Annotated in this window: 23 protein-coding genes and 1 pseudogene; 19 read left to right on the forward strand and 5 right to left on the reverse strand. The window is 65.5% G+C overall.

Features of this window, described 5'->3' with window-relative positions:
- Positions 1-2 precede the first annotated feature (2 nt).
- Complete coding sequence (locus ASD15_RS00065) at positions 3-1,832, forward strand: ABC transporter ATP-binding protein/permease (RefSeq protein WP_057152631.1); 1,830 nt, start codon at positions 3-5, stop codon at positions 1,830-1,832.
- A 46-nt stretch (positions 1,833-1,878) separates the two neighbouring features.
- On the opposite strand, the gene ASD15_RS00070 is transcribed toward ASD15_RS00065, so the two are convergent.
- Positions 1,879-3,138, reverse strand: coding sequence for a dicarboxylate/amino acid:cation symporter (locus tag ASD15_RS00070; RefSeq protein WP_057152634.1), 1,260 nt, complete (start codon positions 3,136-3,138; stop codon positions 1,879-1,881).
- A 195-nt stretch (positions 3,139-3,333) separates the two neighbouring features.
- Between ASD15_RS00070 and ASD15_RS00075 the strand changes: the two genes are divergently transcribed.
- From ASD15_RS00075 to ASD15_RS00095, 5 genes are read left to right on the forward strand one after another with little or no spacing between them, the layout of a single operon-like run.
- The gene (locus tag ASD15_RS00075; protein WP_057152636.1) at positions 3,334-4,059 is read left to right on the forward strand and encodes an amino acid ABC transporter ATP-binding protein; all 726 of its coding nucleotides are present in this window, start codon (positions 3,334-3,336) and stop codon (positions 4,057-4,059) included.
- Between the two features lie 50 nt (positions 4,060-4,109).
- The gene (locus ASD15_RS00080; RefSeq protein ID WP_057152638.1) at positions 4,110-5,057 is read left to right on the forward strand and encodes an amino acid ABC transporter substrate-binding protein; all 948 of its coding nucleotides are present in this window, start codon (positions 4,110-4,112) and stop codon (positions 5,055-5,057) included.
- Positions 5,058-5,078: 21 nt separating this feature from the next.
- Positions 5,079-5,831, forward strand: coding sequence for an amino acid ABC transporter permease (locus tag ASD15_RS00085; protein ID WP_057152640.1), 753 nt, complete (start codon positions 5,079-5,081; stop codon positions 5,829-5,831).
- 1 nt (position 5,832) lies between these two features.
- Positions 5,833-6,525 (forward strand): amino acid ABC transporter permease, encoded by a 693-nt coding sequence (locus tag ASD15_RS00090; protein ID WP_057152642.1) that lies wholly within the window; start codon positions 5,833-5,835, stop codon positions 6,523-6,525.
- Positions 6,526-6,558: 33 nt separating this feature from the next.
- Positions 6,559-8,004, forward strand: coding sequence for an amidohydrolase family protein (locus ASD15_RS00095; protein ID WP_200953897.1), 1,446 nt, complete (start codon positions 6,559-6,561; stop codon positions 8,002-8,004).
- Here the strand turns inward: ASD15_RS00095 and ASD15_RS00100 are convergent, their stop codons facing one another.
- Positions 8,005-8,268, reverse strand: coding sequence for a Txe/YoeB family addiction module toxin (locus tag ASD15_RS00100; RefSeq protein ID WP_057152644.1), 264 nt, complete (start codon positions 8,266-8,268; stop codon positions 8,005-8,007).
- A pseudogene (locus ASD15_RS31445) lies at positions 8,268-8,507 on the reverse strand (type II toxin-antitoxin system Phd/YefM family antitoxin); the annotation flags it as partial. The gene ASD15_RS00100 and the pseudogene ASD15_RS31445, both read right to left, overlap by 1 nt.
- A gap of 126 nt (positions 8,508-8,633) precedes the next feature.
- Between ASD15_RS31445 and pyrC the strand changes: the two are divergent.
- The 4 genes from pyrC to ASD15_RS00120 are packed head-to-tail and all read left to right on the forward strand — an operon-like array spanning position 8,634 to position 12,827.
- Entirely contained in the window at positions 8,634-9,683 is a 1,050-nt protein-coding gene (gene pyrC / locus ASD15_RS00105; RefSeq protein WP_057152646.1) for a dihydroorotase, read from the forward strand.
- Between the two features lie 14 nt (positions 9,684-9,697).
- A complete protein-coding gene (locus ASD15_RS00110; RefSeq protein WP_057152648.1) occupies positions 9,698-10,522 on the forward strand; it encodes a DUF3025 domain-containing protein in 825 nt (274 codons plus the stop codon).
- Positions 10,523-10,580: 58 nt separating this feature from the next.
- Positions 10,581-11,570 (forward strand): Gfo/Idh/MocA family protein, encoded by a 990-nt coding sequence (locus ASD15_RS00115; protein ID WP_057152651.1) that lies wholly within the window; start codon positions 10,581-10,583, stop codon positions 11,568-11,570.
- Positions 11,571-11,609: 39 nt separating this feature from the next.
- Positions 11,610-12,827, forward strand: a complete 1,218-nt coding sequence (locus ASD15_RS00120; RefSeq protein ID WP_057152652.1) for an MFS transporter — start codon at positions 11,610-11,612, stop codon at positions 12,825-12,827.
- 74 nt (positions 12,828-12,901) lie between these two features.
- Here ASD15_RS00120 and ASD15_RS00125 read toward each other — a convergent pair whose 3' ends face one another.
- On the reverse strand, positions 12,902-13,930 hold the full coding sequence (locus ASD15_RS00125; protein ID WP_157200775.1) for a M23 family metallopeptidase: 1,029 nt from the start codon (positions 13,928-13,930) through the stop codon (positions 12,902-12,904).
- A gap of 176 nt (positions 13,931-14,106) precedes the next feature.
- Here ASD15_RS00125 and ASD15_RS00130 point away from each other — a divergent pair, with 176 nt between their 5' ends.
- Positions 14,107-14,403 carry a hypothetical protein gene (locus ASD15_RS00130; RefSeq protein WP_057152656.1) on the forward strand — a complete coding sequence of 99 codons (297 nt, stop codon included), beginning with the start codon at positions 14,107-14,109 and terminating at the stop codon, positions 14,401-14,403.
- Between the two features lie 21 nt (positions 14,404-14,424).
- On the opposite strand, the gene recG is transcribed toward ASD15_RS00130, so the two are convergent.
- Positions 14,425-16,512: an ATP-dependent DNA helicase RecG gene (gene recG, locus ASD15_RS00135; protein ID WP_057152658.1), complete on the reverse strand. Its 2,088-nt coding sequence runs from the start codon at positions 16,510-16,512 to the stop codon at positions 14,425-14,427.
- A gap of 76 nt (positions 16,513-16,588) precedes the next feature.
- Between recG and queA the strand changes: the two genes are divergently transcribed.
- The 8 genes from queA to ASD15_RS00175 all read left to right on the forward strand — a co-directional run bounded on the left by queA (position 16,589) and on the right by ASD15_RS00175 (position 26,018).
- Positions 16,589-17,629 (forward strand): tRNA preQ1(34) S-adenosylmethionine ribosyltransferase-isomerase QueA, encoded by a 1,041-nt coding sequence (gene queA / locus ASD15_RS00140; protein WP_057152660.1) that lies wholly within the window; start codon positions 16,589-16,591, stop codon positions 17,627-17,629.
- An 8-nt stretch (positions 17,630-17,637) separates the two neighbouring features.
- Positions 17,638-18,777 carry a tRNA guanosine(34) transglycosylase Tgt gene (tgt, locus tag ASD15_RS00145; RefSeq protein WP_057152662.1) on the forward strand — a complete coding sequence of 380 codons (1,140 nt, stop codon included), beginning with the start codon at positions 17,638-17,640 and terminating at the stop codon, positions 18,775-18,777.
- A 117-nt stretch (positions 18,778-18,894) separates the two neighbouring features.
- Complete coding sequence (gene yajC, locus ASD15_RS00150; RefSeq protein ID WP_025595760.1) at positions 18,895-19,224, forward strand: preprotein translocase subunit YajC; 330 nt, start codon at positions 18,895-18,897, stop codon at positions 19,222-19,224.
- Between the two features lie 63 nt (positions 19,225-19,287).
- A complete protein-coding gene (secD, locus tag ASD15_RS00155) occupies positions 19,288-21,156 on the forward strand; it encodes a protein translocase subunit SecD (protein WP_057152664.1) in 1,869 nt (622 codons plus the stop codon).
- Positions 21,157-21,177: 21 nt separating this feature from the next.
- Entirely contained in the window at positions 21,178-22,209 is a 1,032-nt protein-coding gene (secF, locus tag ASD15_RS00160; RefSeq protein WP_057152665.1) for a protein translocase subunit SecF, read from the forward strand.
- A 76-nt stretch (positions 22,210-22,285) separates the two neighbouring features.
- Positions 22,286-22,978 carry a YafY family protein gene (locus tag ASD15_RS00165; protein WP_057152666.1) on the forward strand — a complete coding sequence of 231 codons (693 nt, stop codon included), beginning with the start codon at positions 22,286-22,288 and terminating at the stop codon, positions 22,976-22,978.
- A 222-nt stretch (positions 22,979-23,200) separates the two neighbouring features.
- A complete protein-coding gene (locus ASD15_RS00170) occupies positions 23,201-25,291 on the forward strand; it encodes a TonB-dependent siderophore receptor (RefSeq protein ID WP_057152667.1) in 2,091 nt (696 codons plus the stop codon).
- Positions 25,292-25,379: 88 nt separating this feature from the next.
- A complete protein-coding gene (locus ASD15_RS00175; protein WP_057152668.1) occupies positions 25,380-26,018 on the forward strand; it encodes a glutathione S-transferase family protein in 639 nt (212 codons plus the stop codon).
- Positions 26,019-26,029 lie beyond the last annotated feature (11 nt).

A 26,029-nucleotide genomic window follows, 5' to 3' on the forward strand; every position in this document is an offset into this window, starting at 1 on the left:
CCATGCGCCGCTCAGCCACCTCGCCCCCACCGCCACCCGCTCCAGACGCCGCCGGCAAGCCGCCGCGCAGCGACATGGCCACCCTGAAGACCCTGATTCCCTACCTGTGGGTCTATAAATGGCGCGTGCTGGCCGCGCTGCTTTGCCTGATCGGTGCCAAGATGGCCAACGTGGGCGTGCCGGTGGTGCTGAAAAAGCTGGTGGACGAGATGACCATTTCGCCGTCGCACCCGCACGCGCTGCTGGTGCTGCCGCTCGGCGCCCTGGTGGCTTACGGCCTGCTGCGCCTGTCGACCACGGTGTTCACCGAGCTGCGCGAGTTCCTGTTCGCGCGCGTGACGCAGCGCGCCGTGCGCACCATCGCGCTCAAGGTGTTCCGCCATTTGCACTCGCTGTCGCTGCGCTTCCACCTGAACCGCCAGACCGGCGGCATGACGCGCGACATCGAGCGCGGCACGCGCGGCGTCGGTTCGCTGATCTCGTACACGCTGTTCAACATCCTGCCCACGCTGGTGGAGATTTCGCTGGTGCTGGCCTACCTCGTTACGCATTACGACATCTGGTTCAGCGCCATCACCTTCGTGGCGCTGGTGTCCTATATCGTGTTCACCATCACGGTCACCGACTGGCGCACGCACTTCCGCCGCACCATGAACGACCTCGATTCCAAGGCCAACACCAAGGCCATCGATTCGCTGATCAACTACGAAACCGTGAAGTACTTCGGCAACGAGGACTACGAGGCCAGGCGTTACGACGAGGGCCTGCAGCGCTTCGAGTCGGCTGCGGTGAAGTCGCAGACCTCGCTGTCCTTCCTGAACACCGGCCAGTCGCTGATTATTGCCACCGCTGTCACGCTGATCCTGTGGCGCGCCACGCAAGGCGTCATCGACGGCAAGATGACCCTGGGCGACCTGGTGCTGGTGAATGCCTTCATGATCCAGCTCTACATCCCGCTCAATTTCCTGGGTGTGATCTACCGCGAGATCAAGCAAAGCCTGGCCGACATGGAGCGCCTGTTCTCGCTGCTGGACCAGAACCGCGAAGTGGCGGACGCACCGGACGCCAAGCCGCTGCACACCCAGGGCGCGCAGCTGCGTTTCGCGCACGTGGACTTCAGCTACGAGTCCAAGCGGCAGATCCTGTTCGACGTCGACTTCACCATCGCGGCCGGCACCACCACGGCGGTGGTGGGGCACAGCGGTTCGGGCAAGTCCACCCTGTCGCGCCTGCTGTATCGCTTCTATGAAGTGAACCAGGGCGCCATCACCATCGACGGCCAGGACCTGCGCGCGGTGACGCAGGATTCGCTGCGCCACGCGATCGGCATCGTACCGCAGGACACGGTGCTGTTCAACGACACCATCGAGTACAACATCGCCTACGGCAAGCCCGGCTCCAGCAAGGAGGACATCGTGGCCGCTGCCAAGGCGGCGTCGATCCACGACTTCATCGCCAGCCTGCCGGACGGCTACGCCACCATGGTGGGCGAGCGCGGCCTGAAACTGTCCGGCGGCGAGAAGCAGCGCGTGGCCATCGCGCGCACCCTGCTGAAGAACCCGGCCATCCTGATCTTCGATGAAGCCACCTCCGCGCTGGACTCGAAGGCCGAGCAGGCCATCCAGGCCCAGCTCAAAGAGATTGCCAGGCACCGCACCACCATGGTCATTGCGCACCGCCTGTCGACGGTGGTGGACGCGGAGCAGATCATTGTGCTCGACCATGGCCGCATCGTGGAGCGCGGCACGCACCAGTCGCTGCTGGCGGCGGACGGGCTGTATGCGCAGATGTGGCAGCGCCAGCAGGCCAAGGTGGAAGAAGAAGTAGAGTAAAAAAAAGGCTTCCCGAGGGAAGCCTTTTTTAGGTCCGTGCCGAAGATTACGGCAGCGGCGAATCCGACAGTTCCTTGTCCAGCGGGGCAACCAGTTCGCCCTCCCACTTGGCCACCACGGCGGCGGCCACGCTGTTGCCGATCACGTTGGTGGCGGAGCGCGCCATGTCCAGGAAGTGGTCGATACCGAGCAGCAGCAGCAGGCCGGCTTCAGGGATGTTGAACTGGCCCAGGGTGGCGGCGATCACCACCAGCGAAGCGCGCGGCACGCCGGCAATACCCTTGGAGGTCAGCATCAGCACGGCCATCATGGTCAGCTGCGTGGCCATCGACAGTTCAATGCCGTAAGCCTGCGCGATGAACACGGTGGCGAAGGTGCAGTACATCATCGAGCCATCCAGGTTGAAGGAATAGCCGATCGGCAGCACGAAGGAGGCGATGCGGTTGCGCACGCCGAAACGCTCCAGGCCTTCCAGCGTTTTCGGATAGGCCGCTTCGCTCGAGGCGCAGGAGAAGGCCAGCAGGGCCGGGCCCTTCATTTCGTTCATCAGGGCGAAGATGCGGCGGCCCAGGAAGATGAAACCGGCGAAGATCAGCAGGCCCCACAGGATGCCGATGCTCAGGTAGAACTCGGCCATGAACACGCCATAGGTGCCCAGCACGCCCACGCCGCTCTTGGCGATGGTGCCTGCCACGGCCGCGAACACGGCCACCGGTGCGAAGTTCATCACATAGCCGGTCACCTTCAGCATGATGTGGGCCAGGCCGTCGACCGCGTCCACCAGCGGTTCAGCCTTCACGCCCACCGCGGCGGCGGCGGTGCCGAAGAACAGCGAGAAGATCACGATCTGCAGGATTTCATTCTTGGCCATGCCGTCGATGATGGAGGCCGGCACCAGGTGGGTGATGAACTCTTTCAGCGACAGGCCGGTGGCAGCGATGCCGGATGGCGTGGTGACCGCCGGCAGGTGGCCCACCAGGGCGTCGCCCGGACGGAAGATGTTGACCATGACGAGGCCCAGCAGCAGCGACATGACGGAGGCGATGAAGAACCAGCCCAGCGTCTTCAGGCCGATGCGGCCCACTTCCTTGGCGTCGCCCATGCGCGCGATACCTACCACCAGGGTGGCAAACACCAGCGGAGCGATGATCATCTTGATCAAACGCAGGAAGATGGTGGTCAGATAAGACATATACTCGGCAAAGCTGCCAGGATTGGCCAGGCCGACGTTGGCGAAATACCCCACGATGATGCCTAGCACCAGGCTAACCATGATGTAGGTTGTCAAATTATTGCGTGTTTTCATAGGCGGGGTTTCCTGTGGTAGTGTCTCTAAACTGCGCGCCATTGGGTAAATGGCCGGTAGAATGTTGTTTGTGTGATCAATAACTGAGCAAGTGTCGCAGTATCCTTGCGGCCCAGTAGCGTGTCAAGCAACTGTGTCACGAGGCATACATCGCGTGAAATAAACAGTTTGCGGGCCGAATTTTAAACGCAAAAAATGATAGCCATAAAAAAACTCAATAAATGGTACGGCCAGTTCCAGGTGCTCACCGACTGCAGCACCGAGGTGGCCAAGGGCGATGTCATGGTGATTTGCGGACCTTCCGGCTCGGGGAAATCCACGCTGATCAAGACCGTCAACGGCCTGGAACCGTTCCAGGAGGGCGAAATCATCGTCGATGGCACCTCCGTCGGCGCCAAGGGCACCGACCTGCCGGCGCTGCGCGCGCGCATCGGCATGGTGTTCCAGAATTTCGAGCTGTTCCCGCACCTCTCCGTGCGCGAGAACCTCACGCTGGGACAGGTCAAGGTGCTGGGCCGCAGCAAGGACGAAGCCAATGAGCGCGGCCTGAAATACCTGGACCGCGTCGGCCTGCTGGCGCAGCAGGACAAATTCCCCAACCAGCTGTCCGGCGGCCAGCAGCAGCGCGTGGCCATTGCGCGCGCCTTGTCGATGGACCCGATCGCCATGCTGTTCGACGAGCCCACATCGGCGCTGGACCCGGAAATGATCAATGAAGTGCTGGACGTGATGGTGGGCCTGGCGCAGGAAGGCATGACCATGATGGTGGTCACGCACGAAATGGGCTTTGCGAAAAAGGTGGCCAACCGGGTAGTATTCATGGACAAGGGCCATATCCTGGAGGACTGCTCGAAGGACGAATTCTTCGGCGCGCCGCGCTCCGAACGGGCAAAGGACTTTTTGGCGCGTATTATTCACTAGGCCATTTCGGAATCGGGCATCACGTTGTTGAACTTCTTACCGGAGGAATCATGACGTTGAAATCACTGCTGGCTATCTTCATGTGCATGGCCACCGCTACGGCGGCGGCGCAGGAACTCACCGGCACCCTGGCCAAGATCAAGCGCACCGGCACCATCACGCTGGGCGTGCGCGACGGCTCGGTGCCATTCTCCTACCTGGACGACAAGCAGCAGTACATCGGCTATTCGGTCGACCTGTGCATGAAGATCGTCACCGCCGCGCAGAAGCAGCTGGGCATGACGTCGGTGAAGGTGACGATGAACCCGGTCACGCCGGCCAACCGCATCCCGCTCATGGCCAACGGCACCATCGACCTCGAATGCGGCTCCGCCACCAACAACGCCGAACGCCAGAAGCAGGTTGCCTTCGCGCCCACCATGTTCGTGGTGGCCAACAAGCTGCTGGTGAAGAAATCCTCGGGCATCAAGAGCCTGGCCGACATGAAGGGCAAGCCGCTGGTGGTCACCGCCGGCACCACCACGCAGAAGCAGCTGACCATCCTGAACAACGAAATGGGCCTCGGCATGACCATCCTGGTCGGCAAGGACCACCCGGAGTCGTTCCTGATGCTGGAGACCGGCCGCGCGGTGGCGCAGGCCAACGACGACATCCTGCTGGCCGCGCAAGTGGCCGCCGCCAAGAATCCGGGCGACTACGAGATCACCAGGGAGGCGCTGTCGGTCGAACCGTACGGCATCATGCTGCGCCGCGAGGATCCGGCCTTCAAGCAGCTGGTGGACGCCACCCTGGCGCGCTTCTACCAGAGCGAGGACTTCAAGAAGGTGTACGACAAGTGGTTCATGTCGCCGATCCCGCCCAAGGGCATCAATCTCAATTTCCCCATGCCGCCGCAGCTGCAGGCAGTGCTGGCCAAGCCGACCGATTCGCCCGATCCGGCCGCCTATGCGGCGGTGCCGGCCGCGCAGCAGGCCGCCGCCAGGAAGAAACCGAAATAAGCCGGCGCCGGCGGCCGCAGCATGAACTACAACTGGAACTGGCGCATCTTCTGGGATGAGTCGCCGGACGGCGTCCACACCTACTGGGAAACGCTGGTTGACGGCCTGCAATGGACGCTGGCCGCGTCGCTGTGCGGCTGGATCATGGCGCTGGCGCTGGGCGTATTGATCGGCACCGCGCGCACCTTGCCCGACACCCGCGCCGGCGCCGTGCTGCGCCGCCTTGGCACCGCCTATATCGAACTGTTCCGCAACGTGCCGCTGCTGGTGCAGATGTTCCTGTGGTACTTCGTCATGCCCGAACTGGTGCCGGCCGACACCGGCGCCTGGCTCAAGGCGCTGCCGAACGCGCCCTTCGTCACGGCCGTCATCTCGCTCGGCTTCTACACCTCGGCGCGGGTGGCGGTGCAGGTCACTGCCGGCATCGAGTCGCTGTCGGGAGGGCAGGGCACGGCGACGCTGGCGCTCGGCCTGTCGCGCTGGCAGGCCTACCGCTACGTGCTGCTGCCGCTGGCCTTCCGCGTCATCCTGCCGCCGCTCACCAGCGAATTCCTCAACATCATCAAGAACAGCTCCATCGCGCTGACCATCGGCCTGACCGAGCTGACCGCCAGCGCGCGCGCCATCCAGGAGTTCTCCTTCCAGGTGTTCGAGGCGTTTTCCGCCGCCACGCTGATCTACGTCACCGTCAACATCGTCGTGGTGGGTCTGATGCATCTGCTCGAGCGCAAGCTGGCGCTGCCCGGCACTTTCCAGTCCGGCGGGGTGCGCTGACATGTTCGCCGGCTTCGACTTCGACGTTATCGCCCGCTCCTGGGTCTACCTGTTCCAGGTCGGCATGCTGTTTACGCTGGAGCTCACCGTGTTCGCCATGCTGGGCGGCGTGGTGCTGGGCACCCTGCTGGCGCTGGGGCGCCTGTCTTCCAACCCGGTGCTGTCGCTGCTGGCGTCCGGCTATGTGAACCTGATGCGCGCCGTGCCGCTGGTGCTGGTGATCTTCTGGTTCTACTTCCTGGTGCCCTACATCGGCGCCTGGATCATCGGCTCGCCCGAGCCGGTCAAGGTGGGCGCATTCTGGTCGGCGCTGATCACCTTCATCCTGTTCCAGGCCGCCTACTACTGCGAGATCATGCGCGGCGGCATACAGTCCGTGGCGCGCGGGCAGATGCTGGCGGCGCAGGCGCTGGGCATGGGCTACTGGCAGGTGATGGGCCATGTGATCCTGCCGCAGGCCTTCCGCAACATGCTGCCGGTGCTGCTCACCCAGACCATCGTGCTGTTCCAGGACGTGTCGCTGGTGTACGTATTGTCGGTGGCGGACTTCGTCGGCGCCGCCAGCAAGGTGGCGCAGCGCGACGGCAGGCTGGTGGAAATGTATTTGTTCGTGGCGGTAGTGTATTTCGCGGCGTGCAGCCTGCTGTCCTGGCTGGTGCGCAAGCTGCAGCGCAAAGTGGCCATCATCCGGTAATATGCGCGCACTCGAATTTCCAGGGACACTGCCATGCCGTCGATGAAAACCCTCTCCGCCGCGCTGGTTACGCTCGGCCTGCTCCATAGCGCACACGCCGCCGACAAGATCGCGGCCGACCTGGTGCTGACCCAGGCTACGCTGATCGACGTCGCAGCCGGCAAGGCCGTCAAAGGCAAGTCCGTGGTGCTCAAGGGCGACACCATCCTGGCCGTGGTGGACGACAAGGCGCTGAAGAACTACGCACCGAAGAAGACCATCCGCTTGCCGGGCAAATACCTGATGCCCGGCCTGTGGGACACCCATGTGCACTTCGGCGGCGGGCCGGAACTGATCGAAGAAAACAAGCAGCTGATGCCGCTCTACCTGGCGCACGGCATCACCGCCGTGCGCGACTGCTCGGGCGACCTGGCCGGCACGGTGCTGGACTGGCGCGCGCAAGTCGCCGCGGGCAAGATGAGCGGCCCCACCATCTTCACCTCCGGCCAGAAGCTGGAGGGCATCAAGCCGCTGTGGAAGGGCACCATCGAAGTCGGCAACCCGGCGGAAGTGAGCGCCGCGCTGGACCAGCTGCAGGGCCAGAAGGTGGACTTCGTGAAGATCACCGAAAACACGCTCACGCCGGCGCTGTACCTGGAAGCGCTGAAGCAGGCCAGGCAGCGCGGCATGCGCACCTCCGGCCACGTGCCGGTGCAGCTCACGCTGGACACCATGTTCAACGCCGGCCTGGGCACGGTGGAACACCAGTCCTACCTGCTGCGCGCAGCCACTCCGCGCGAGGCCGAGCTGACGGCGCAGGTGGCCGAAGGCAAGCTGACCAGCCGGGACGCCATGAAGCTGAGCCTGGAAAGCTACGACGAAGCGGCCGCGCGCGCCGCCTTCAAGCGCATGGCCGCCGCCGGCACGGCCATCGTGCCCACGCTGTACGGTTCCTACGTCACCGCCTATCTCGACAAGAACGACCACGGCAAGGACGCCTACCTGCAATACATCGGCAAAGGCCTGCGCGCCACCTACGACTGGCGCGTGCAGCGCGCCGCCAAGGACGGCCCGGAAGCGGTCGCCCTGCGCCACGCCCTGTTCGAGAAATCCGCCGCGCTGCTGCCCATCCTGGCGCAGGAAGGGGTCAGCATCGTGGCCGGCACCGACGCCGGCTTCCTGAACTCGTTCGACTATCCCGGCCAGGCGCTGCACGACGAAATCGGCCTGTACGTGAAATACGGCCTGACGCCGGCACAGGCGCTGCAGAGCGCCGTCATCGCCGGCCCGCGTTTCCTGGGCAAATTGGACCGCTATGGCAGCGTAGCGGAAGGCAAAGCCGCCGACCTGCTGGTGCTGGACGCGGACCCGCTGCAGGACATCGCCGCCACCCGCAAGGTCCGCATGGTGGTCAGCCGCGGCACCGCGTACGACCGCGCCGCGCTCGACAAGATGTTGGCAGACGTGAAAGCCTGGGTGGCCGCACAGGACGCGAAGTAGTCATTCGTAATGTGACCACATGCGCAGGACGCGGACCGTCTTTCGGTCCGCGATGATTTCGTAGACCAGCCGGTGATGAATATTGATGCGCCCGGAATAGGTGCCCGCCAGATCGCCGACAAGTTTTTCGTAGCGCGGCGGAGTGGCAAGGGGATCTGACGCCAGGATGTCGAGCAGGACATGCGCCTTGTCTTTTAAGCCAGCGGCGGCGATTTTTTGCGCATCTTTCTGCGCCTGCCTGGTAAAAACCAGGCGCCAGCGCACCAGCTTAGTTCCTCGCTGCTGTTTTCCAACGGCTCGGCCATTCCTGCGCGTATGGACTCGCGCATGCCCGGCACGGACAGGACGAAAAGGGTTTCCTGTACTGCGGCCCAGTCCTCGGCCGAAACGAGCACGGCGCTGCCGTTTGGCCCGGTAATGGTGACCGGCGTATGATTGCTTGCCGTTTCATCAATCAAGCTATGAAGACGGGCGCTGGCGTCGCTGGCGGAAATCGTATCCATGAGTAGCCTCCACGTAGGATTTCACGGCACGCCACTGGCGATGCCCTGTCAAACGGTCTGCGCAACTGTGCGTCATGCCGGGCGCAGAGGGTAAAATGGCGGCATTCCTCACTGAGAGCAGCCGCCATGTCCAACATTGCAACCCCTGACAGCATCACCATCATCCGCCCAGACGACTGGCATTTGCACCTGCGCGACGGCGCCACCATGGCCAGCGTGCTGCCGCACAGCGCGCGCCAGTTCGGCCGCGCCATCGTCATGCCCAACCTGAAGCCGCCGGTCACCACCGTGGCCGCCGCCGAGGTCTACCGCAGCCGCATCCTGGCCGCGCTGCCGGAAGGCATGAGCTTCCAGCCTTTGATGACGCTGTACCTGACCAACAATACCGACCCGGACGAGATCCGCCGCGCCGTCGACAGCGGTGTCGTGCACGCCGTGAAGCTATACCCGGCCGGCGCCACCACCAACTCCGACGCCGGCGTGACCGACCTGAAAAACTGCTACAAGACGCTGGAAGTGATGCAGGAACTGGATCTGCCTTTCCTGGTGCATGGGGAAGTGACCGATCCGGAAGTGGACGTGTTCGATCGTGAAGCGGTCTTCATCGAACGCGTGATGCGCCCGCTGCGCAAGGACTTCCCGGAGCTGAAAGTGGTGTTCGAGCACATCACCACCCGCCAGGCGGCAGAATACGTGGCTGAAGCGGAAGGCCCGATCGCCGCCACCATCACCGCGCACCACTTGCTGTACAACCGCAACGAGATCTTCAAGGGCGGCATCCGCCCGCACTACTACTGCCTGCCGATCCTGAAGCGCGAAGAGCACCGCCTGGCGCTGATGACGGCCGCCACCAGCGGCGACGAGCGCTTTTTCCTCGGCACCGACTCCGCGCCGCACGCGCAGGGCGCCAAGGAACACGCCTGCGGCTGCGCCGGCTGCTACACCGCGCTGCACGCGATGGAAATGTACGCCGAGGCCTTCGAGCGCGCCGGCGCGCTGGACAAGCTGGAAGCGTTCGCCAGCCTGAACGGCCCGGCCTTTTACAACCTGGAGCCGAACGCCGGCACCATCACCCTGCGCCGCGAGCAGTGGACGCTGCCGGCTACGCTGCCGCTGGGCGAGCTGGAGGTGGTGCCGCTGAACGCGGGCGAAACCATCAATTGGAAGATGGCGTAAGGCTGGCTACTAGCGTGTTTGCAGCAATCGACTGGGCGCGTCCCTGGTACCACTCGGTGCGCGCCGCTGCTGCGGCGGCGCGTGTCGACAGCGACTTCGGCGCGGCCAGCATCATCCCCTTCTTCAACGCGCAAGCGGGCGCGCGCGAATTGTGCAATCATCAAGGGCTGCCGCTGGCGTTCGTGCCGCAAAGCGCGCTGCCGGAAGGCGTGGCCTACGAGGAGTTCATCGGCGCCACGGGCGGCGTGCCCACGCGCGAAAACCTGCACGACTTTTTCAACGCCCTGGTGTGGCTCAGCTTCCCGCGCATCAAGCGCCAGCTGAACGCCTTGCAGGCCGCGCAGATCGCGCAGGACGGCGTCGGCAAATCGCGCGGACCGGCGCGCGACGCCGCCACGCTGTTCGACGAGAACGCCGCGCTGCTGGTGGTACACGACACGCAGCAGGGCAGGGCGCTGGTGCAGGCGCTGCGCGGCCACGACTGGCGCACGGCGTTTATCGGCCGGCGCGCGCTGTTCGGCGAAGGGCAGGCACAGGTCTGGCTGTTCGGCCACGCGCTGATGGAAAAACTGGTGGCGCCGTACAAGGCCATCACCGCCCACACCCGCGTGGTGATGGCGGACGAAGGCTACTTCGCGCTCGACCGCGCCGCCCAGCATGCCTGGCTGGACGCGGAAGTGGCGCGGCAACTGCAGGACGAAGGATTGAGCAAGGCCTCCTTCACCCCGCTGCCGGTGCTCGGCGTGCCGGGCTGGTGGCCGCAGCAGGACGAAGAATTCTATAGCGACGCCGCGGTCTTCCGCCCGAAGCGTCAACATGCAACCCGTAGGGCGGGTTAGCGCGGAACGCGCCTGACCCGCCGCAGCGCCGCCCGTGCGGCAGAAAGCGAAAGAAACGATGGACAAGGCAATCCGCTGGGGCATACTGGGCACGGGAAAAATCGCCAAGGCAATGGCGGAAGGCCTGCGCGACACCCCCGGCGCCGAACTGGTAGCGGTAGCATCGCGCACGCAGGAAAGCGCGGACGAGTTCGGCGCGCAATACGGCGTAAAGCGCCGCCACGCCAGCTACCAGGCGCTGGCCGACGACCCGCACGTGGACGTCATCTACATCGCCACCCCGCACCCCATGCACTACGAGAATGCCATCATGTGCCTGAACGCCGGCAAGGCGCTGCTGGTGGAAAAATCGTTCACCGTGAACCGCCGCCAGGCCGAAGAAATCGTCGCCCTCGCGCGCGAGAAAAAGCTGTTCATGATGGAAGCCATGTGGAGCCGATTCATGCCGGCCATCGTGGAAGCCAAGCGCATCGTGGACAGCGGCGACATCGGCAAGCCCGCCGGCGTCACCGCGGACTTCGGCTTCGCCTCGGACGCCGGCCCTGAGCACCGCCTGTTCAACCCCGAGCTGGGTGGCGGCTCGCTGCTCGACCTGGGCATCTACCCGCTGTCGCTGTCGGCCTATTTCCTCGGGCCGGTCGCCTCGGTGCAGGCGCAGGGCGAACTGGGCGCCACCGGTGTCGACGTGCAGGCCGCGTTCACGCTCAAGCATGAAAGCGGCGCCGTGTCCTCCTGCCTGTCCAGCCTGCGCGCCCGCACGCCGTGCGAACTGACCATCTCCGGCGACAAGGGCCATGTGCGGCTGAACTCGCGCTTCCACTACACCAATTCGCTGACGGTGGAACTGGCCGATGGCAGCAAGACCGAGCTGCACATTCCGCGCAGCGGCAACGGCTACCCGCACGAGGCGGCCGAAGTGGTGCGCTGCCTGCGCGCCGGTCTGCTGGAGAGCCCGGTTATGCCGCTCGACGAGAGCATCGCCCTGATGGGCATTCTCGACACCATGCGCGCCCAGATCGGCGTGCGCTACAGCGCCGACGCGTCGTAACCGCATCAACAACAAACCATAAAAACCAGGAGCCACGCCATGTTCACATCAGACCGCGTACCGACGCTCAAATCCGTGCTGCTGGCCAGCGGCGTGGTGCTGACTTTGGCCATGGGCGTGCGCCACGGTTTCGGCTTCTGGATGCAGCCCATCTCGGAAGCCAACGGCTGGACCCGCGAAACCTATTCGCTGGCGCTGGCCCTGCAGAACCTGTTGTGGGGCGCTTTCGGTCCCTTCGCCGGCATGGCGGCGGACCGCTTCGGCACCATGCGCGTGGTGCTGGTCGGCGCGCTCAGCTACATGGCTGGCCTGGTGTGGATGGCGGTGGTCACGCAGCCCACGCTGTTCATCGCCGGCTCCGGCGTATTCATCGGCCTCGGGCTGTCCTGCACCGCGTTCGGCGCGGTCAGCGGCATCATCGGCCGCGTGGCGCCGGTGGAGCGGCGTTCGTGGGCCTTCGGCGTGTCCGGCGCCGCCAGTTCCTTCGGCCAGTTCCTCATGATGCCGCTGGAGCAGTACCTGATTTCGTCGATCGGCTGGCAGGGCGCCTTCTACATGCTGGCGGCGGCGGTCATCATCGCCATGGTGCCGATGGCCCTCTTCCTGCGCGAGCCGCCGGTGGCGCCGGCCGGCGCCGCGCACCAGAGCATCGGCGATGCCTTCGGCGAAGCGATGCGCAACCGTTCCTTCCTGTTCCTGGTGGCGGGCTATTTCGTGTGCGGCTTCCAGGTGGTGTTCATCGCGGTGCACCTGCCGGCCTACCTGAAGGACAAGGGCATGGCGGACCCCAGGCTGGCCGTGATGGCGCTGGCGCTGATCGGCCTGTTCAACATCTTCGGTTCCTACTACGCCGGCAAGTGGGGCGGCATGGTGCCCAAACGCTACCTGCTGTCGGGGATCTACTTCATCCGCTCCATCGTGATCGGGTTGTTCCTGCTGGCGCCCCTGTCTTCCATGTCGGTGTACCTGTTCGCGGCGGCCATGGGCTTCATCTGGCTGTCCACGGTGCCGCTCACCAACGGCGTTATCGCGGGCATCTTCGGCGTCAAGCACATGTCCATGCTGGCTGGCGTGGTGTTCTTCTCGCACCAGATCGGCAGTTTCCTCGGCGTGTGGCTGGGAGGCTACCTGTTCGCCTTGCAGGGCAATTACAACGTGGTGTGGGGCATTGCGATTGCGCTGGGCGTGATGGCGGGGCTGGCCAATCTGCCGGTGGACGAGCGTCCGCTGGCGCGCGGCGCGCTCAAGCCTGCGTAGGCGCGGGAGGGCAGCATGAAGGTCTGGCTGATACGTGCGGCAATGGCGGGCGTGCTGGCGCTGGTGTTCCTGGCCTACTTGCGGCCGGAATTCTTGCTGGACTTGGGCGCGCGCTTCTTGATGTGCTTCTGAGGCGCCGCTTTGCCGGTATTGCCCGCTTTGGCTTTGCTGGAGCTCTTCTCTGTCTTGCCAGTCTTGCCTGTTTTCCCGGCCTTTCCTGCCTTCGCGGGCGCCACGTAGGGCGCTTTGGTGACAAAGCTGCCGTCGGTCGAGGTGTACTGCTTGGCGTTCAGCGCCGACGGCAGCGCGATGTCTTCCAGGCCCGCCAGCAGATGCCCCGGGTCGGTGCGGGCGCCGTTGTAGAACGCTTCCAGGTGCAGGTGCGGGCCGGTTGAGTGGCCGGTTTGGCCGGACTGGCCGATAGACTGGCCGGCCTTCACTTCGTCGCCGACCTTCACGTCGCGCGTGTTCAGGTGTGCGTACAGCGATTTGAAGCCGTTCAAGTGCTCGATCACCACCACTTCGCCGTACTTCTTGTCGCCCAGGTAGCGGTTGGTGGATGCCACCACCACGCCACTGTCGGTTGCCTTGACGGGCGTGCCGACCGGGGTGGAGATGTCGACGCCGCCGTGCGCGCGCCGGCCGCGCAGCGCGCCGAAGAAGCTGCTGACGCGGGCTTTGGCGCTTTCCAGCGGCCACAGCCACCTGGATTTCGGCTTCTCTGCTGCGGCTGTTCCAGTTTCAGGCGTCGCCGCCACCGGCGCCGGCGCTGGTTTCGGACCCAGCATCGCGCCCAGCATGGCGCCAGCTGTCGTTCCCACTGCCGTCACCACCGTCACGCCCAGCGTGGAACTTGCTGATGCGGTGGCGGTAGCCCCCGCCGCTGCCGTCGCCGCTGGCGCCGGCGACGTCGATGCAGCAGCCGCAGCGGCCGCCGGTGCGTGCGCCGGCGTTGCAGGCGTAGGCGCGGATGGCGCGGCCACAGCTACCGCAGGTGTGACGGGGCCTGCCACGTACTGCTGGTCGGCATGCGCGGGCTTCGCCAGTTGCAAACAGGCTGCAGCGACGGCCAGGGACAGGATGGAGGTGGAGAGTGTGCGCATTAGGTGGGCGAGTTTCGCACACCCCGTTCCATCGCGCAACTTCATGCAATTACTGCAACTCTGTCGGCGTCATCAGCCACCGCTTGGCGACTTGGCCCAGCGGGCTTGGTACACACGCCCCGCCGGCCGGTTGCGCCGCCGTCAGCGGCAAATACTGTTCCAGCCTGTGCCTCACAATGAGCCTGATCTTCTTCGCGCTGATCAAAATCTGCGGTATCGCCTTGCCGCAGCTCAGTAGTGAAGAGGAGCGCGCGGTGCGCGTGCTGTCCGAGATGAAGGTGCCGCATCCACTCGCGCCCAAGGGCGACGCTGCGCTGACCGGCAGTTCGACCCTCTCCTGGCCGGGCGAAACGGTGGAGGATGCGTCCCGGACCCAGGCGGCGCTGGCTTGGCTGACGAAACTGAGTCCGGCCTGGCAGAGCAACCTGGCACACTTGCCAGGCAGCCCGCTGTGGCTGGCCGTGGCGAGCTAGCCATCCTGGCGCACGGCTAGGCTACACTTTCAGGAACTCTTCGCGGCCGCCGAGCCAGCGCTCCAGATGGGTTGCCACGGTTTCCGCGCTGGCCGGATCGTGCAGCAGGGCGTGGGCGGCGTCGCGCGCCTGGTCCACCAGCCAGCCGTCGGTCTCCAGGTCGGCGAAGCGCAGCATGGCCTGGCCGCTCTGGCGCGAGCCGAGGAATTCGCCGGGGCCGCGTATCTCCAGGTCGCGCCGTGCGATTTCGAAGCCGTCGGTGGTCTCGCGCATCGTCATCAGGCGCTGCCTTGCGATCTGGCCCAGCGGGCTTTGGTACAGCAGCAGGCACACGCTGGCCGCCGAGCCGCGCCCCACGCGCCCGCGCAGCTGGTGCAGCTGAGACAGGCCGAAGCGCTCGGCGTGTTCGATCACCATCAGCGAGGCGTTCGGCACGTCCACGCCCACCTCGATCACGGTGGTGGCCACCAGCACCTGCATCTGATTGGCGCTGAAGGCGTCCATGATGGCCTGCTTCTCGGCCGGCTTCAGGCGGCCGTGCACCAGGCCCACGTTCAGGTCCGGCAGCGCTTCGGCCAGCAACTGGTGGGTCTCGGTGGCGGTTTGCAGCTGCAGCGCTTCGGATTCCTCGATCAGCGGGCAAACCCAGTACACCTGCCGCCCCTCCAGCGCCGCCGCGTGCACGCGCGCCACCACTTCGTCGCGCCGGTTCTGGTCGATGGCGCGCGTGACGATGGGCGTGCGGCCCGGCGGCAGCTCGTCGATCACCGACACTTCCAGGTCGGCGTAGTAGGTCATCGCCAGGGTGCGCGGAATTGGCGTGGCCGACATCATCAGCTGGTGCGGAATGGCGCCCGTGTTGCCCTTGTTGCGCAGGGTGAGGCGCTGGCCCACGCCGAAGCGGTGCTGCTCGTCCACGATCACCAGGCCCAGGTTCTCGAACTGCACCGTGTCCTGGATCAGCGCGTGGGTGCCGATCACCAGCCGCGCCTCGCCGGACTCCACCAGTTCGGTGGCCAGCGTCTTTTCCTTCTTCTTCAGGCTGCCCGTCAGCCACACCACCCTCACGCCCAGCGGTTCCATCCACGCGGCGATCTTGCGGAAGTGCTGGTCGGCCAGGATCTCGGTGGGCGCCATCAGCGCGGCCTGGTAGCCGCTGTCGATGGCTTGCGCCGCAGCCAGCGCGGCCACCACGGTCTTGCCGGCGCCCACGTCGCCCTGCAGCAGGCGCTGCATCGGATACTGCTGGCGCAGGTCGGCGCGGATCTCGTCCAGCACGCGCTGCTGGGCGCCGGTCAGCTTGAACGGCAGCGCGGCCTGGAAGGCTGTCGATAACTGGCCCACCTTCTTCAGCGCGGCCGCGCCCTTGGAGCGGCGCGCCTGCTGTGCGCGTTTCAGCGACAGCTGCTGCGCCAGCAGTTCGTCGAATTTCACCCGCGTCCAGGCCGGGTGCGAGCGGTCCATCAGCGCGTGCTCGTCCACTTCCGGCGTGGGCGAGTGCAGCAGGCGCACGGCCGGCTCGAAGTCGCTCAGGTGCATGCGCCGCACCAGCTCAGCAGGCAGGGTGTCGGTCCAGTCCACGCGCTTCATGGCCTCGGTGATGGCGCGCCGCAGGAAGTACTGCGGCAGGCCTTCGCCGGACGGGTAAACCGGCGTGAGCGCGGTGGGCAGCGGCGCGCCTTCGTTGATTACCTTGTATACCGGATGCACCATCTCGGCGCCGAAGAAACCGTGCTTTACTTCGCCCCTCGCCCGTACCCGCGTGCCTTCGGCCAGCTGCTTGACCTGGCTGCCGTAGAAGTTCATGAAGCGCAGCTGGATGTCGCCGGTCTCGTCGGCGATGTGCACCAGCAGCTGGCGCCGCGGCTTGAAGGTGATTTCGTTCCTGGTCACCACGCCCTCCACCTGCCAGGTCTGCCCGCCGCGCAGGCAGGCGTCGGCGATGGTGAACACCTGGGTTTCGTCCTCGTAGCGCATGGGCAGGTGCAGCACCAGGTCCATATCGGTGCGCAGGCCCAGTTTGGCGAGCTTGGCTTCGGCGTTGGCGGCGGTGAGCTTGCCGCCCTTGGCGGGTGCTTTCTTGACAGGTTTTTGCGTCGGTACGGGCATAGGTTAGGCAAATTCGCAGGTGCTTCCGTCTACTAGCGTAAAATAGAGGGTTGCCCAACAGTTTCAGAAGTGCGTCATGTATTCTCTATCAGATTTCGATTTTAACTTGCCACAGGAGCGCATAGCGCAATTTCCGCTGCCGGACCGCAGCGCATCGCGCCTGCTGCACGTGGATGGACAAGGCGCGGCGCTCGCGCTGCACGACCGCCAGTTCACCGATATCCTGGACCAGCTCCAGGCCGGCGACCTGCTGGTGATGAACGACACCCGCGTGCTGAAAGCCCGCTTCTTCGGCGTCAAGGACAGCGGCGGCAAGGTCGAGGCGCTGGTCGAGCGCGTGCTCGACACCCGCACCGTGCTGGCCCAGGTGCGCGCCTCCAAGTCGCCCGGCCCCGGCGTGAAGATCCGCCTGGCCGACGCCTTCGACGTCACCGTCGGCGAGCGCGCCGGCGAGTTCTACACCCTGCACTTCGAGGATGACGTGTTCGAGCTGATCGAAGCGCACGGCCGCCTGCCGCTGCCGCCCTACATCGAGCACGCCGCCGACGAGTTCGACGAAACCCGCTACCAGACCGTGTTCAACAAGGTGCCGGGCGCCGTGGCCGCGCCCACCGCCGGCCTGCATTTCGACGAAGCGCTGCTGCAAAAGCTGCGCGACAAGGGCGTCAATTTCGCCTACGTCACGCTGCACGTGGGCGCCGGCACTTTCCAGCCGGTGCGCACCGAAAACCTGGCCGAGCACAAGATGCACACCGAGTGGTACACCATGCCGCAGGCCACCGTGGACGCGGTGCGCGCCACCCGCGCCGCCGGCCGCGACGTCGTCGCCGTGGGCACCACCAGCCTGCGCGCGCTGGAATCGGCCTCGCAGAGCGGCCGGATCGAAGCCGGCAGCGCCGACACGGCCCTGTTCATCACCCCGGGCTACCGGTTCAAGTCGGTCACCCGCCTGATCACCAATTTCCACCTGCCGAAGTCGACCCTGCTGATGCTGGTGTCGGCCTTCGCAGGCTTTGAAGAGATCCGCCAGGCTTACGCCCACGCGATCGCCAACGAATACCGCTTCTTCAGCTACGGGGACGCGATGCTGCTGACGACGCAGTCCCGGGCACAATAAGGAAAACCATGCTGGAATTTAAACTCATCAAGACCGATACCACCGGCTTGACCAAGGCCCGCCGCGGCACCGTGAAACTGAACCATGGCGAAGTGCAGACGCCGATCTTCATGCCGGTCGGCACCTACGGCTCGGTGAAAGCCATGTCGCCGCTGGAACTGAAGGAAATCGGCGCCCAGATCATCCTGGGCAACACCTTCCACCTGTGGCTGCGCCCCGGCAACGACGTGATGTCCAAGTTCGGCGGCCTGCACGGCTTCATGGCCTGGGACAAGCCCATCCTGACCGACTCGGGCGGCTTCCAGGTGTTTTCGCTGGGCGACATGCGCAAGATCACGGAAGAGGGCGTGCACTTCAATTCGCCCATCAACGGCGACAAGCTGTTCCTGTCGCCGGAAATCTCGATGCAGATCCAGCGCGTGCTGAACTCGGACATCGTGATGCAGTTCGACGAATGCACGCCGTATGAAATCCAGGGCCGTCCGGCCACCGTGGACGAAGCGGCCAAGTCGATGCGCATGTCGCTGCGCTGGGCGCAGCGCTCCATGGACGAGTTCAACCGCGGCGAGAACCCGAACGCGCTGTTCGGCATCGTCCAGGGCGGCATGTTCGAGAACCTGCGCGACGAATCGCTGGCCAAGCTGGAAGAGATCGACTTCCCCGGCCTGGCCATCGGCGGCCTGTCGGTGGGCGAGCCGAAGGAAGACATGATGCGCGTGCTGGCCCACGTCGGCCCGCGCCTGCCGCCCAACAAGCCGCACTACCTGATGGGGGTGGGCACGCCGGAAGACCTGGTGGCCGGCGTGTCGAACGGTGTCGACATGTTCGACTGCGTGATGCCGACCCGCAATGCGCGCAACGGCTGGATCTTCACCCGCTTCGGCGACGTCAAGATCAAGAACGCGCGCTACAAGGAAGATACGCAGCCGCTGGACGAAACCTGCTCCTGCTACGCCTGCCGCAACTTCTCGCGCGCCTACCTGCACCACCTGCACCGCTCGCAGGAAATCCTCGGTGCGCGCCTGAACACCATCCACAACCTGCATTACTACCTCGACATCATGCGCCAGATGCGCGAGGCGCTGGACGAGGACCGATTCCCGGCCTGGGTGACGCAATTCCATGCCGACCGGGCGCGCGGAGTCTAAGCGGCAAGCTTGCAAAAACATTTACCGGCCCCACATGGTGGAAACGTCTAGCCCGGACCGGCCAATGCTAGAATACAGCGCTATTTTTTCAAACTAATATAACTACTGGAGTTCCCTGTGTTCATTTCCAATGCCTACGCTCAAGCCCCTACAGACGCACTCGGCCTGGGCGGCAACCTCACCAGCTTCCTGCCGCTGGTCCTGATGTTCGTGGTCATGTATTTCCTGATGATCCGTCCTCAGCAAAAGCGCGCCAAGGAACAGAAAGCGATGATGGACGCACTGGCCAAGGGCGACGAAGTCGTCACCGCCGGCGGCATCCTGGGCAAGGTTTCGAAAGTGACCGACGTCTACGTGACCCTGGAAGTGGCCGCCGGCACCGAGATCGTGGTGCAGAAGCCATCGATCACCACGCTGCTGCCTAAGGGCACGCTGAAAGCGCTGTAATCACCACGGGCCGCCTATCCAGCATACGCGGCCCGTTTGAGTCTCTCCTGGAACGCAGAATATATGAATCGCTATCCTGTCTGGAAGTACATCATCATCGCCATTACCGTGCTGCTGGGCGCACTGTATACGGCGCCGAACTATTTCGGCGAATCCCCCGCACTGCAGGTCACCAGCGGCAAGTCCACCGTCAAGGTCACCAGCGAGCTGAGCGCCCGCGTGGACAGCCTGCTCAAACAGGAGAAACTGGCGCATGAAGCCGTGACCCTGGATGGCGCCGGCAACCGCGTCTCGGTGCGCGTGCGCTTCAACGACACCGACACCCAGTTCAAGGCCAAGCTGTCGCTGGAACGCGCCCTGAACCCGGACCCGAACGACCCGACCTACATCGTCACCAACAACCTGACGGCCAACACGCCGGCCTGGATGCAAAGCATCCGCGCGCTGCCGATGTACCTGGGCCTGGACTTGCGCGGCGGCGTGCACTTCCTGATGCAGGTGGACGTGCAGGCCGCGCTGGACAAGCGCGTGCAAGGCATCCAGACCGCTGTGCGCAGCCAGCTGCGTGACAAGAACATCCGCCACGCCGGCATCGAGCGCAAGGGCAACACCGTCGAGGTGAAGTTCCGCGACGCGGCCACCCGCACCGCCGCCAGGGCCGCCATCGCCGACCAGCAGCAGGACCTGACCATGGCCGACGGCAGCGACGGCGCCGACCTGCTGCTCACGCTGAGCCTGAAGCCGGCCGCCCTGAAGGACGCAATGGACAACGGCGTGCGCCAGAACATCGCCACGCTGTCCAAGCGCGTCAATGAACTGGGCGTGTCCGAGCCGGTGATCCAGCAGCAGGGCCCGGACCGCATCGTGGTCCAGCTGCCCGGCGTGCAGGACGTGGCGCGCGCCAAGGCCATCATCGGCCGCACCGCCACGCTGGAAGTGCGCATGGTGGACGAGAGCATCACCCCCGGCACCGAACTGCAGGCGGCCGTTCCGTTCAATTCCGAGCTGTTCACCGTCGGCAAGAACGTGCCTGTGGTGCTGTACAAGGACATCGTGCTGAGCGGCGACTACATCTCGCGCGCCACCGCCAGCTTCGACCAGAACCAGCAGCCTGCCGTGTCGATCGACCTGAACGGCGACGGCGGCCGCAAGATGCGTGAAGCCACCCGTGAACGCGTGGGCAAGAAAATGGCCATCGTGCTGTACGAACAGAAGGGCAAGCCGGAAGTGCTGTCGGTGGCCACCATCCAGAGTGAACTGGGCAGCAGCTTCCAGATCACCGGCATGGGCAACGCCGAGAACTCGGCCGAGCTGGCGCTGCTGCTGCGCTCCGGCGCGCTGTACGCACCGATGACCGTGATCGAAGAACGCACCGTCGGCCCCGCGCTGGGCGCCGAGAACATCAAGAAGGGCCAGCTGTCCATGGTGTACGGCTTTGCCGCCATCGCCGTGTTCATGATCGCCTACTACATGATGTTCGGCTTCTTCAGCGTGCTGGCGCTGGGCGTCAACCTGCTGCTGCTGATCGCGCTGCTGTCCATGATGCAGGCCACGCTGACCCTGCCGGGCATCGCCGCTATCGCGCTGGCGCTGGGCATGGCGATCGACGCCAACGTGCTGATCAACGAACGCATCCGCGAGGAGCTGCGCGCCGGCGCATCGCCGCAGGCCGCCATCGCGGCCGGCTTCGACCGCGCCTTCGCCACCATCCTGGACTCCAACGTCACCACCCTGATTGTCGGCCTGGCGCTGCTAGTGTTCGGTTCGGGCGCCGTGCGCGGCTTCGCCGTGGTGCACTGCCTGGGCATCCTGACCTCGATGTTCTCCGCCGTCTTCGTGTCGCGCGGCGTGGTCAACCTGTGGTACGGCCGCAAGAAGAAGCTGCAGTCCATCGCTATCGGCACGGTCTGGGTTCCAGGCCAGTCGAAATAACCGTACAGAAGGTAGAACAACATGGAATTTTTCCGCATTAGAAAAGACATCCCCTTCATGCGCCACGCGTTGATCTTCAACGTGGTGTCGGCGCTGACGTTCGTGGCGGCTGTCTTCTTCCTGCTGCACAAGGGCCTGAACCTGTCGATCGAGTTCAAGGGCGGCACCGTGATGGAAGTGAAGTACCCGCACGCTGCCAACCTGGAAGGCATCCGCGCCACCGTGCAGGGCCTGGGCTACGAGCACCCTGAAGTGACCAGCTTCGGCACCGCGCGCGACGTGATGCTGAAACTGCCGATCGTGCAGGGCGCCAAGGGCACCGACACGGCCAACGCGTCGCAGAAGGTGTTCGAGGCGCTGTGCAAGGCCGACAGCGGCAGCATCAAGCGCATGGAGACCGTCTCCGCCAAGGGCGAGCAGATCGCCAAGAACGCTTGCGTGGACGCGGCCGGCGCCGAGACCGTGCAGCTGAACAAGGTGGAATTCGTCGGCCCGCAGGTGGGCGACGAGCTGGCCCAGAACGGCCTGAACGCGCTGGTGATGGTGATCGTCGGCGTGATGATCTACCTGGCCGTGCGTTTCGAGTGGAAATACGCGGTGGCGGCGATTATCGCGAACTTGCACGACGTGGTCATCATCCTGGGCTTCTTCGCCTACTTCGGCTGGGAATTCTCGCTGACGGTACTGGCGGCGGTGCTGGCGGTGCTGGGCTACTCGGTCAACGAGTCGGTGGTTATTTTCGACCGTATCCGCGAAAATTTCCGCAAGCAGCGCAAGGCCTCGGTGCATGAAGTGATCGACAACGCGATCACCTCCACCATCTCGCGTACCATCATCACCCACGGCTGCACCCAGATGATGGTGCTGTCGATGCTGCTGTTCGGCGGCCCGACCCTGCACTACTTCGCCATCGCGCTGACCATCGGTATCTGCTTCGGCATTTACTCGTCGGTGTTCGTGGCCGCCGCCGTGGCCATGTGGCTGGGCGTGAAGCGCGAAGACTTGATCAAGCCGATCAAGGAGAAGGACGAAACCGACGGCGCTGTGGTGTAACACTCCCGCCCCGCGACAATGCCGCCACGCGCAAGCCTGGCGGCATTTTTCATACAGCAATACCAAAGGATGCACGATGAGCCGTACCGGAAGACTATTCCAGCTGATGGACGCCATGCGCGGCAGCCGGCGCCCGGTGACGGCGGCGGTGCTGGCCGAGCAGCTGGGCGTGTCCGAGCGTACCATCTACCGCGACATGCAGACCCTGGCCGAGCTGGGCGCGCCGCTGGAAGGCGAGGCCGGCGTGGGCTACCTGCTGCGCGCCGGCTTCTTCCTGCCGCCGCTGATGTTCGGCGCCGACGAGCTGGAGGCGCTGGTGCTGGGTGCGCGCTGGGTCAAGCGCCAGGGCGACCCGGACCTGGCCCGTGCCGCCGCCAGCGCGCTGGCCAAGATCGCCACCGCCACGCCGAAAGACCTGCGCGACGACATGGCCGAAACCAGCTTGTGGGTGCCGATCGGCTTCAACCAGCAGCAGGAAGACCCGCACATCCTGCCTGCGCGGCTGGCGATACGGCGCCAGCACAAGCTGCGCATCTGCTACAGCGACGAGCAGGGGCGCGCCTCCGAGCGCGTGGTATGGCCATTCGCGCTGGCCTACTTCGAGGGCCGGCGCCTGCTGGCCGCGTTCTGTGAAATGCGCGGCGCGCTGCGCCATTTCCGCATGGACCGCATCCGGTCCGCCGACAGCATTGCAGAACGCTATCCGACCCCGCGCCACGCGCTGCTCAAGACCTGGCGCGAGGAAAACTGCATCACGGAGGAGAGCTAGGCGCGGTTGGCCGCGCAGTTGCCGCCGCAGTTGCCGATTGCGTTAGTCAGCGCACAGAGTGCGCGGCCCCCCGGGCTTATAGTGGAACCGTCTCTTTCAGGACATCCCTAGTTTTGGACTTCACCCGCCGCTCCCCGGCGGGTTTTTTTTGCCCAAATTTGAGAATGATTCTCATTTGCGATATGATGCCGGGTCAGTCACTGCAAATTTGAAAGCCACGTCATGCCCCGCTTTTTCTTCCTCACTTTCGTGCTGTCCGCCTCGTCCCTGGCCTGGGCCCAGGACGATACCGTGCTCGGCACGGTGCGCGTCACCGCCGCGCGCGCGCAGGGCTTCCTGCCCAACACGGTGGAAGCGGGCAGCTTCCGCGGCAGCAGCATCATGGACGTGCCCTCCACCGTCAACGTGGTCACGCGCGACGTGCTGGAACTGCAGGCCGCGGGCGGGCTGTACGACGCGCTGCGCAACACCGCCGGCGTTACGCGCCAGCAGAACGCCGGCGACACCTGGGACCAGCTGGTAATACGCGGCATCCCGGTCGAGAACCGCACCAACTACCGCCTGAACGGCTCGCTGCCCATCATGAACTTCTCGCAGGTGGCGATGGAGAACAAGGAGCGGGTGGAAGTGCTGAAGGGCGCCTCGGCGCTGTACTACGGCTTCACCACGCCGGCCGGGGTGGTGAACTTCGTCACCAGGCGCGCCGGCGCCACCCCCGTCACCAGTGCCGGCCTGCAGATCGACGATAACGGCAGCGCCGTGGCCAGCGCCGACGTGGCGCGCCGCTTCGGCGGCGCCAACGAATTCGGCCTGCGCGTGAACGCCGCCGGCGGCGTGCTGGGCTCCCACCTGGACGGCGTGGACGACGGCATGCGCCGCTTCGCCTCGGCCGCCTTCGACTGGCGCGTGTCGCCGCGCCTGCTGCTGAAAGCGGACCTGGAATACGACCGCCGCAAGATGACCGAGCAGGTGGGCGTCGCGCTGCCGGCCGTGGCCGACGGCGCCATCCCGCTGCCGCGCGCGGTGGACCCGCGCCGCCCGGCCGGCCCCGAAGAAGCCCTCTTCGAAGCGCGCGTGGCCAACGCCCAGTTGCGTGCCGACTATGCGCTGGGCGACAACTGGGCGCTGACCGTGGAAGCAGGCCGCTCGGAGACGGAGCGCGGCCGCCGCCTGGCCATCTTCCGCTTCAACAACAACGCCGCCGTGGCCACCGGCGCCGGCCGCATCAACGGCAACATCCAGACCTCGGTGACCGCGTCCGAGCTGCTGCGGGCGGAACTGGCCGGCAGCTTCGGCACCGGCGCCATCCGCCACGAGCTGACCCTGGGCGCCGCCCGCACCGTCAAGACCCAGGATCCGATCTACCAGGCCAACTACACCATCGCCGCGCAAAACCTGTACCACCCGCAGCCGATCGCCGGCATCGTCTACGGCGCCGTGCCCACGGCGCCCACCACGGCGGCGCTGGCCTCGCGCGACGCCGGCCTGTACGCGCTGGACCGCATGGAGCTGGGGGCGCGGTGGCAGCTGATCGCCGGCCTGCGCCGCGCCGGCTACCGCAGCGAGCAGGGTGCGGCGCGCTACGACGCCGCCAAGACCGCGCCGATGGCGGCCGTGGTCTACAAGGCCGCGCCGGAGCTGAGCTTCTACGCTTCCGCCGCGCAAGGCCTGGAAGAGGGCGAAACCGGCCCCACCGGCACCGCCAACCAGGGCGAGCGCCTGGCGCCGGGCGTCAGCAAGCAGCGCGAGCTGGGCACGCGCTGGCGCGCCGGTGGCGGCAACGGCGGCACCCTGCTGTCGGCGGCGCTGTTCGAGATCGAGCGTCCCGGCTACTACACCAACAGTGCCAACCGTTACGTGGCAGACGGCCAGCAGCGCTACCGCGGCCTGGAGCTGTCCACCCAGGGCCAGCTCACGCGCGAACTGGCGTGGCAAACCTCGGCGCAGTGGCTCGCTCCGCGTTTCCGCAACATCAGCGCCGCCTACAACGGCAAGCTGCCGGAGAACGCCGCGCGCCAGACCGCCAGCGCCTTCCTGTCCTACGCGCCGGCGGCGCTGCCTGGCTGGTCGATCAACGGCGGCGCCTACCATACCGGCAAGCGCCCGGTGAACGATCTGAACCAGGCCTGGCTGGGCGGCGTCACCCTGTTCAGCGCCGGTACCCGTTACGTGACGCAGGCGTTCGGCAAGCGCACCACCTGGCAAGCCAATGTGGAAAACGCAAGCGGCAAGCAGTACTGGGCGGCCGGCGGCACGCGCCTGTCGGCCGGCCTGCCGCGCACGGTCAAGCTCAGCATGAAAGTGGATCTGTAGCGCGGATTTATAGCCTAACGCTACTGACAGAAACTGTCATGGCTGTCTCTTAATATAGCTTTATCGCTAATCACAAACGGAGCCAGCCATGCGCATATACCACCACCCGATTTCGTCCAATGCCCGCCGCGTGGCCATGCTGGCTGCCCACCTGGGGGCGGCGGTGGAATTCGTCGAAGTTGACCTGATGAGCGCGGACGACCGGCGCCGCCTGGGCGAGCTCAATCCCAACAGCAAGATCCCGGTGCTGGAAGACGACGGCTTCGTGCTGTGGGAATCCTGCGCCATCATGCAGTACCTGGCCGAGAAGACGCCGGGCCAGACCGTCTACCCGCAGGACGTGCGTGTGCGCGCCGACGTCAACCGCTGGATGTTCTGGGCCTGCCAGCACCTCTCGCCGGCCATCGGCGTGCTGACCTGGGAGCGTATCTGGAAAGGCTATGTGACCGGCCAGGGACCGGACGCGCGCGAAGAAGAGCGCGGCGAAAGCGACCTGGCCGATTACGCCACCGTGCTGGACAAGCACCTGGCGGGCCGCCAGTGGGTGGTGGGCGACAGCCTGACCCTGGCCGACCTGGCGCTGGCCGCGCCCATCATGTACCTCGACCAGGCCGCGCTGCCGCTGGGCGGCTACGCCAACCTGATGGCCTGGTTCGGGCGCATGCAGCAGCTGCCTGCGTGGAAGCGGACGCAGCAGGCGCTGCCGCCGCAGCCGGCGGAGGCCTGAGCCATGTGCCT

Origin of the sequence: Massilia sp. Root351 (assembly GCF_001425045.1) — a bacterium.
In the GTDB taxonomy this organism is placed as follows: domain Bacteria; phylum Pseudomonadota; class Gammaproteobacteria; order Burkholderiales; family Burkholderiaceae_D; genus Rugamonas.

Excerpts from the sequence above, each read along its gene's own strand:
- ASD15_RS00165 (WP_057152666.1), top strand. The coding sequence starts at position 22,286 with ATGAGCCGTACCGGAAGACTATTCCAGCTGATGGACGCCATGCGCGGC.
- ASD15_RS00065 (WP_057152631.1), top strand. The coding sequence starts at position 3 with ATGCGCCGCTCAGCCACCTCGCCCCCACCGCCACCCGCTCCAGACGCC.
- ASD15_RS00175 (WP_057152668.1), top strand. The coding sequence starts at position 25,380 with ATGCGCATATACCACCACCCGATTTCGTCCAATGCCCGCCGCGTGGCC.
- ASD15_RS00070 (WP_057152634.1), bottom strand. The coding sequence starts at position 3,138 with ATGAAAACACGCAATAATTTGACAACCTACATCATGGTTAGCCTGGTG.
- ASD15_RS00120 (WP_057152652.1), top strand. The coding sequence starts at position 11,610 with ATGTTCACATCAGACCGCGTACCGACGCTCAAATCCGTGCTGCTGGCC.
- queA (WP_057152660.1), top strand. The coding sequence starts at position 16,589 with ATGTATTCTCTATCAGATTTCGATTTTAACTTGCCACAGGAGCGCATA.
- ASD15_RS00125 (WP_157200775.1), bottom strand. The coding sequence starts at position 13,930 with ATGCGCACACTCTCCACCTCCATCCTGTCCCTGGCCGTCGCTGCAGCC.
- secD (WP_057152664.1), top strand. The coding sequence starts at position 19,288 with ATGAATCGCTATCCTGTCTGGAAGTACATCATCATCGCCATTACCGTG.
- ASD15_RS00090 (WP_057152642.1), top strand. The coding sequence starts at position 5,833 with ATGTTCGCCGGCTTCGACTTCGACGTTATCGCCCGCTCCTGGGTCTAC.
- ASD15_RS00095 (WP_200953897.1), top strand. The coding sequence starts at position 6,559 with ATGCCGTCGATGAAAACCCTCTCCGCCGCGCTGGTTACGCTCGGCCTG.
- ASD15_RS00130 (WP_057152656.1), top strand. The coding sequence starts at position 14,107 with ATGAGCCTGATCTTCTTCGCGCTGATCAAAATCTGCGGTATCGCCTTG.
- ASD15_RS00080 (WP_057152638.1), top strand. The coding sequence starts at position 4,110 with ATGACGTTGAAATCACTGCTGGCTATCTTCATGTGCATGGCCACCGCT.
- recG (WP_057152658.1), bottom strand. The coding sequence starts at position 16,512 with ATGCCCGTACCGACGCAAAAACCTGTCAAGAAAGCACCCGCCAAGGGC.
- ASD15_RS00170 (WP_057152667.1), top strand. The coding sequence starts at position 23,201 with ATGCCCCGCTTTTTCTTCCTCACTTTCGTGCTGTCCGCCTCGTCCCTG.
- secF (WP_057152665.1), top strand. The coding sequence starts at position 21,178 with ATGGAATTTTTCCGCATTAGAAAAGACATCCCCTTCATGCGCCACGCG.
- tgt (WP_057152662.1), top strand. The coding sequence starts at position 17,638 with ATGCTGGAATTTAAACTCATCAAGACCGATACCACCGGCTTGACCAAG.
- ASD15_RS00085 (WP_057152640.1), top strand. The coding sequence starts at position 5,079 with ATGAACTACAACTGGAACTGGCGCATCTTCTGGGATGAGTCGCCGGAC.
- ASD15_RS00075 (WP_057152636.1), top strand. The coding sequence starts at position 3,334 with ATGATAGCCATAAAAAAACTCAATAAATGGTACGGCCAGTTCCAGGTG.
- ASD15_RS00115 (WP_057152651.1), top strand. The coding sequence starts at position 10,581 with ATGGACAAGGCAATCCGCTGGGGCATACTGGGCACGGGAAAAATCGCC.
- pyrC (WP_057152646.1), top strand. The coding sequence starts at position 8,634 with ATGTCCAACATTGCAACCCCTGACAGCATCACCATCATCCGCCCAGAC.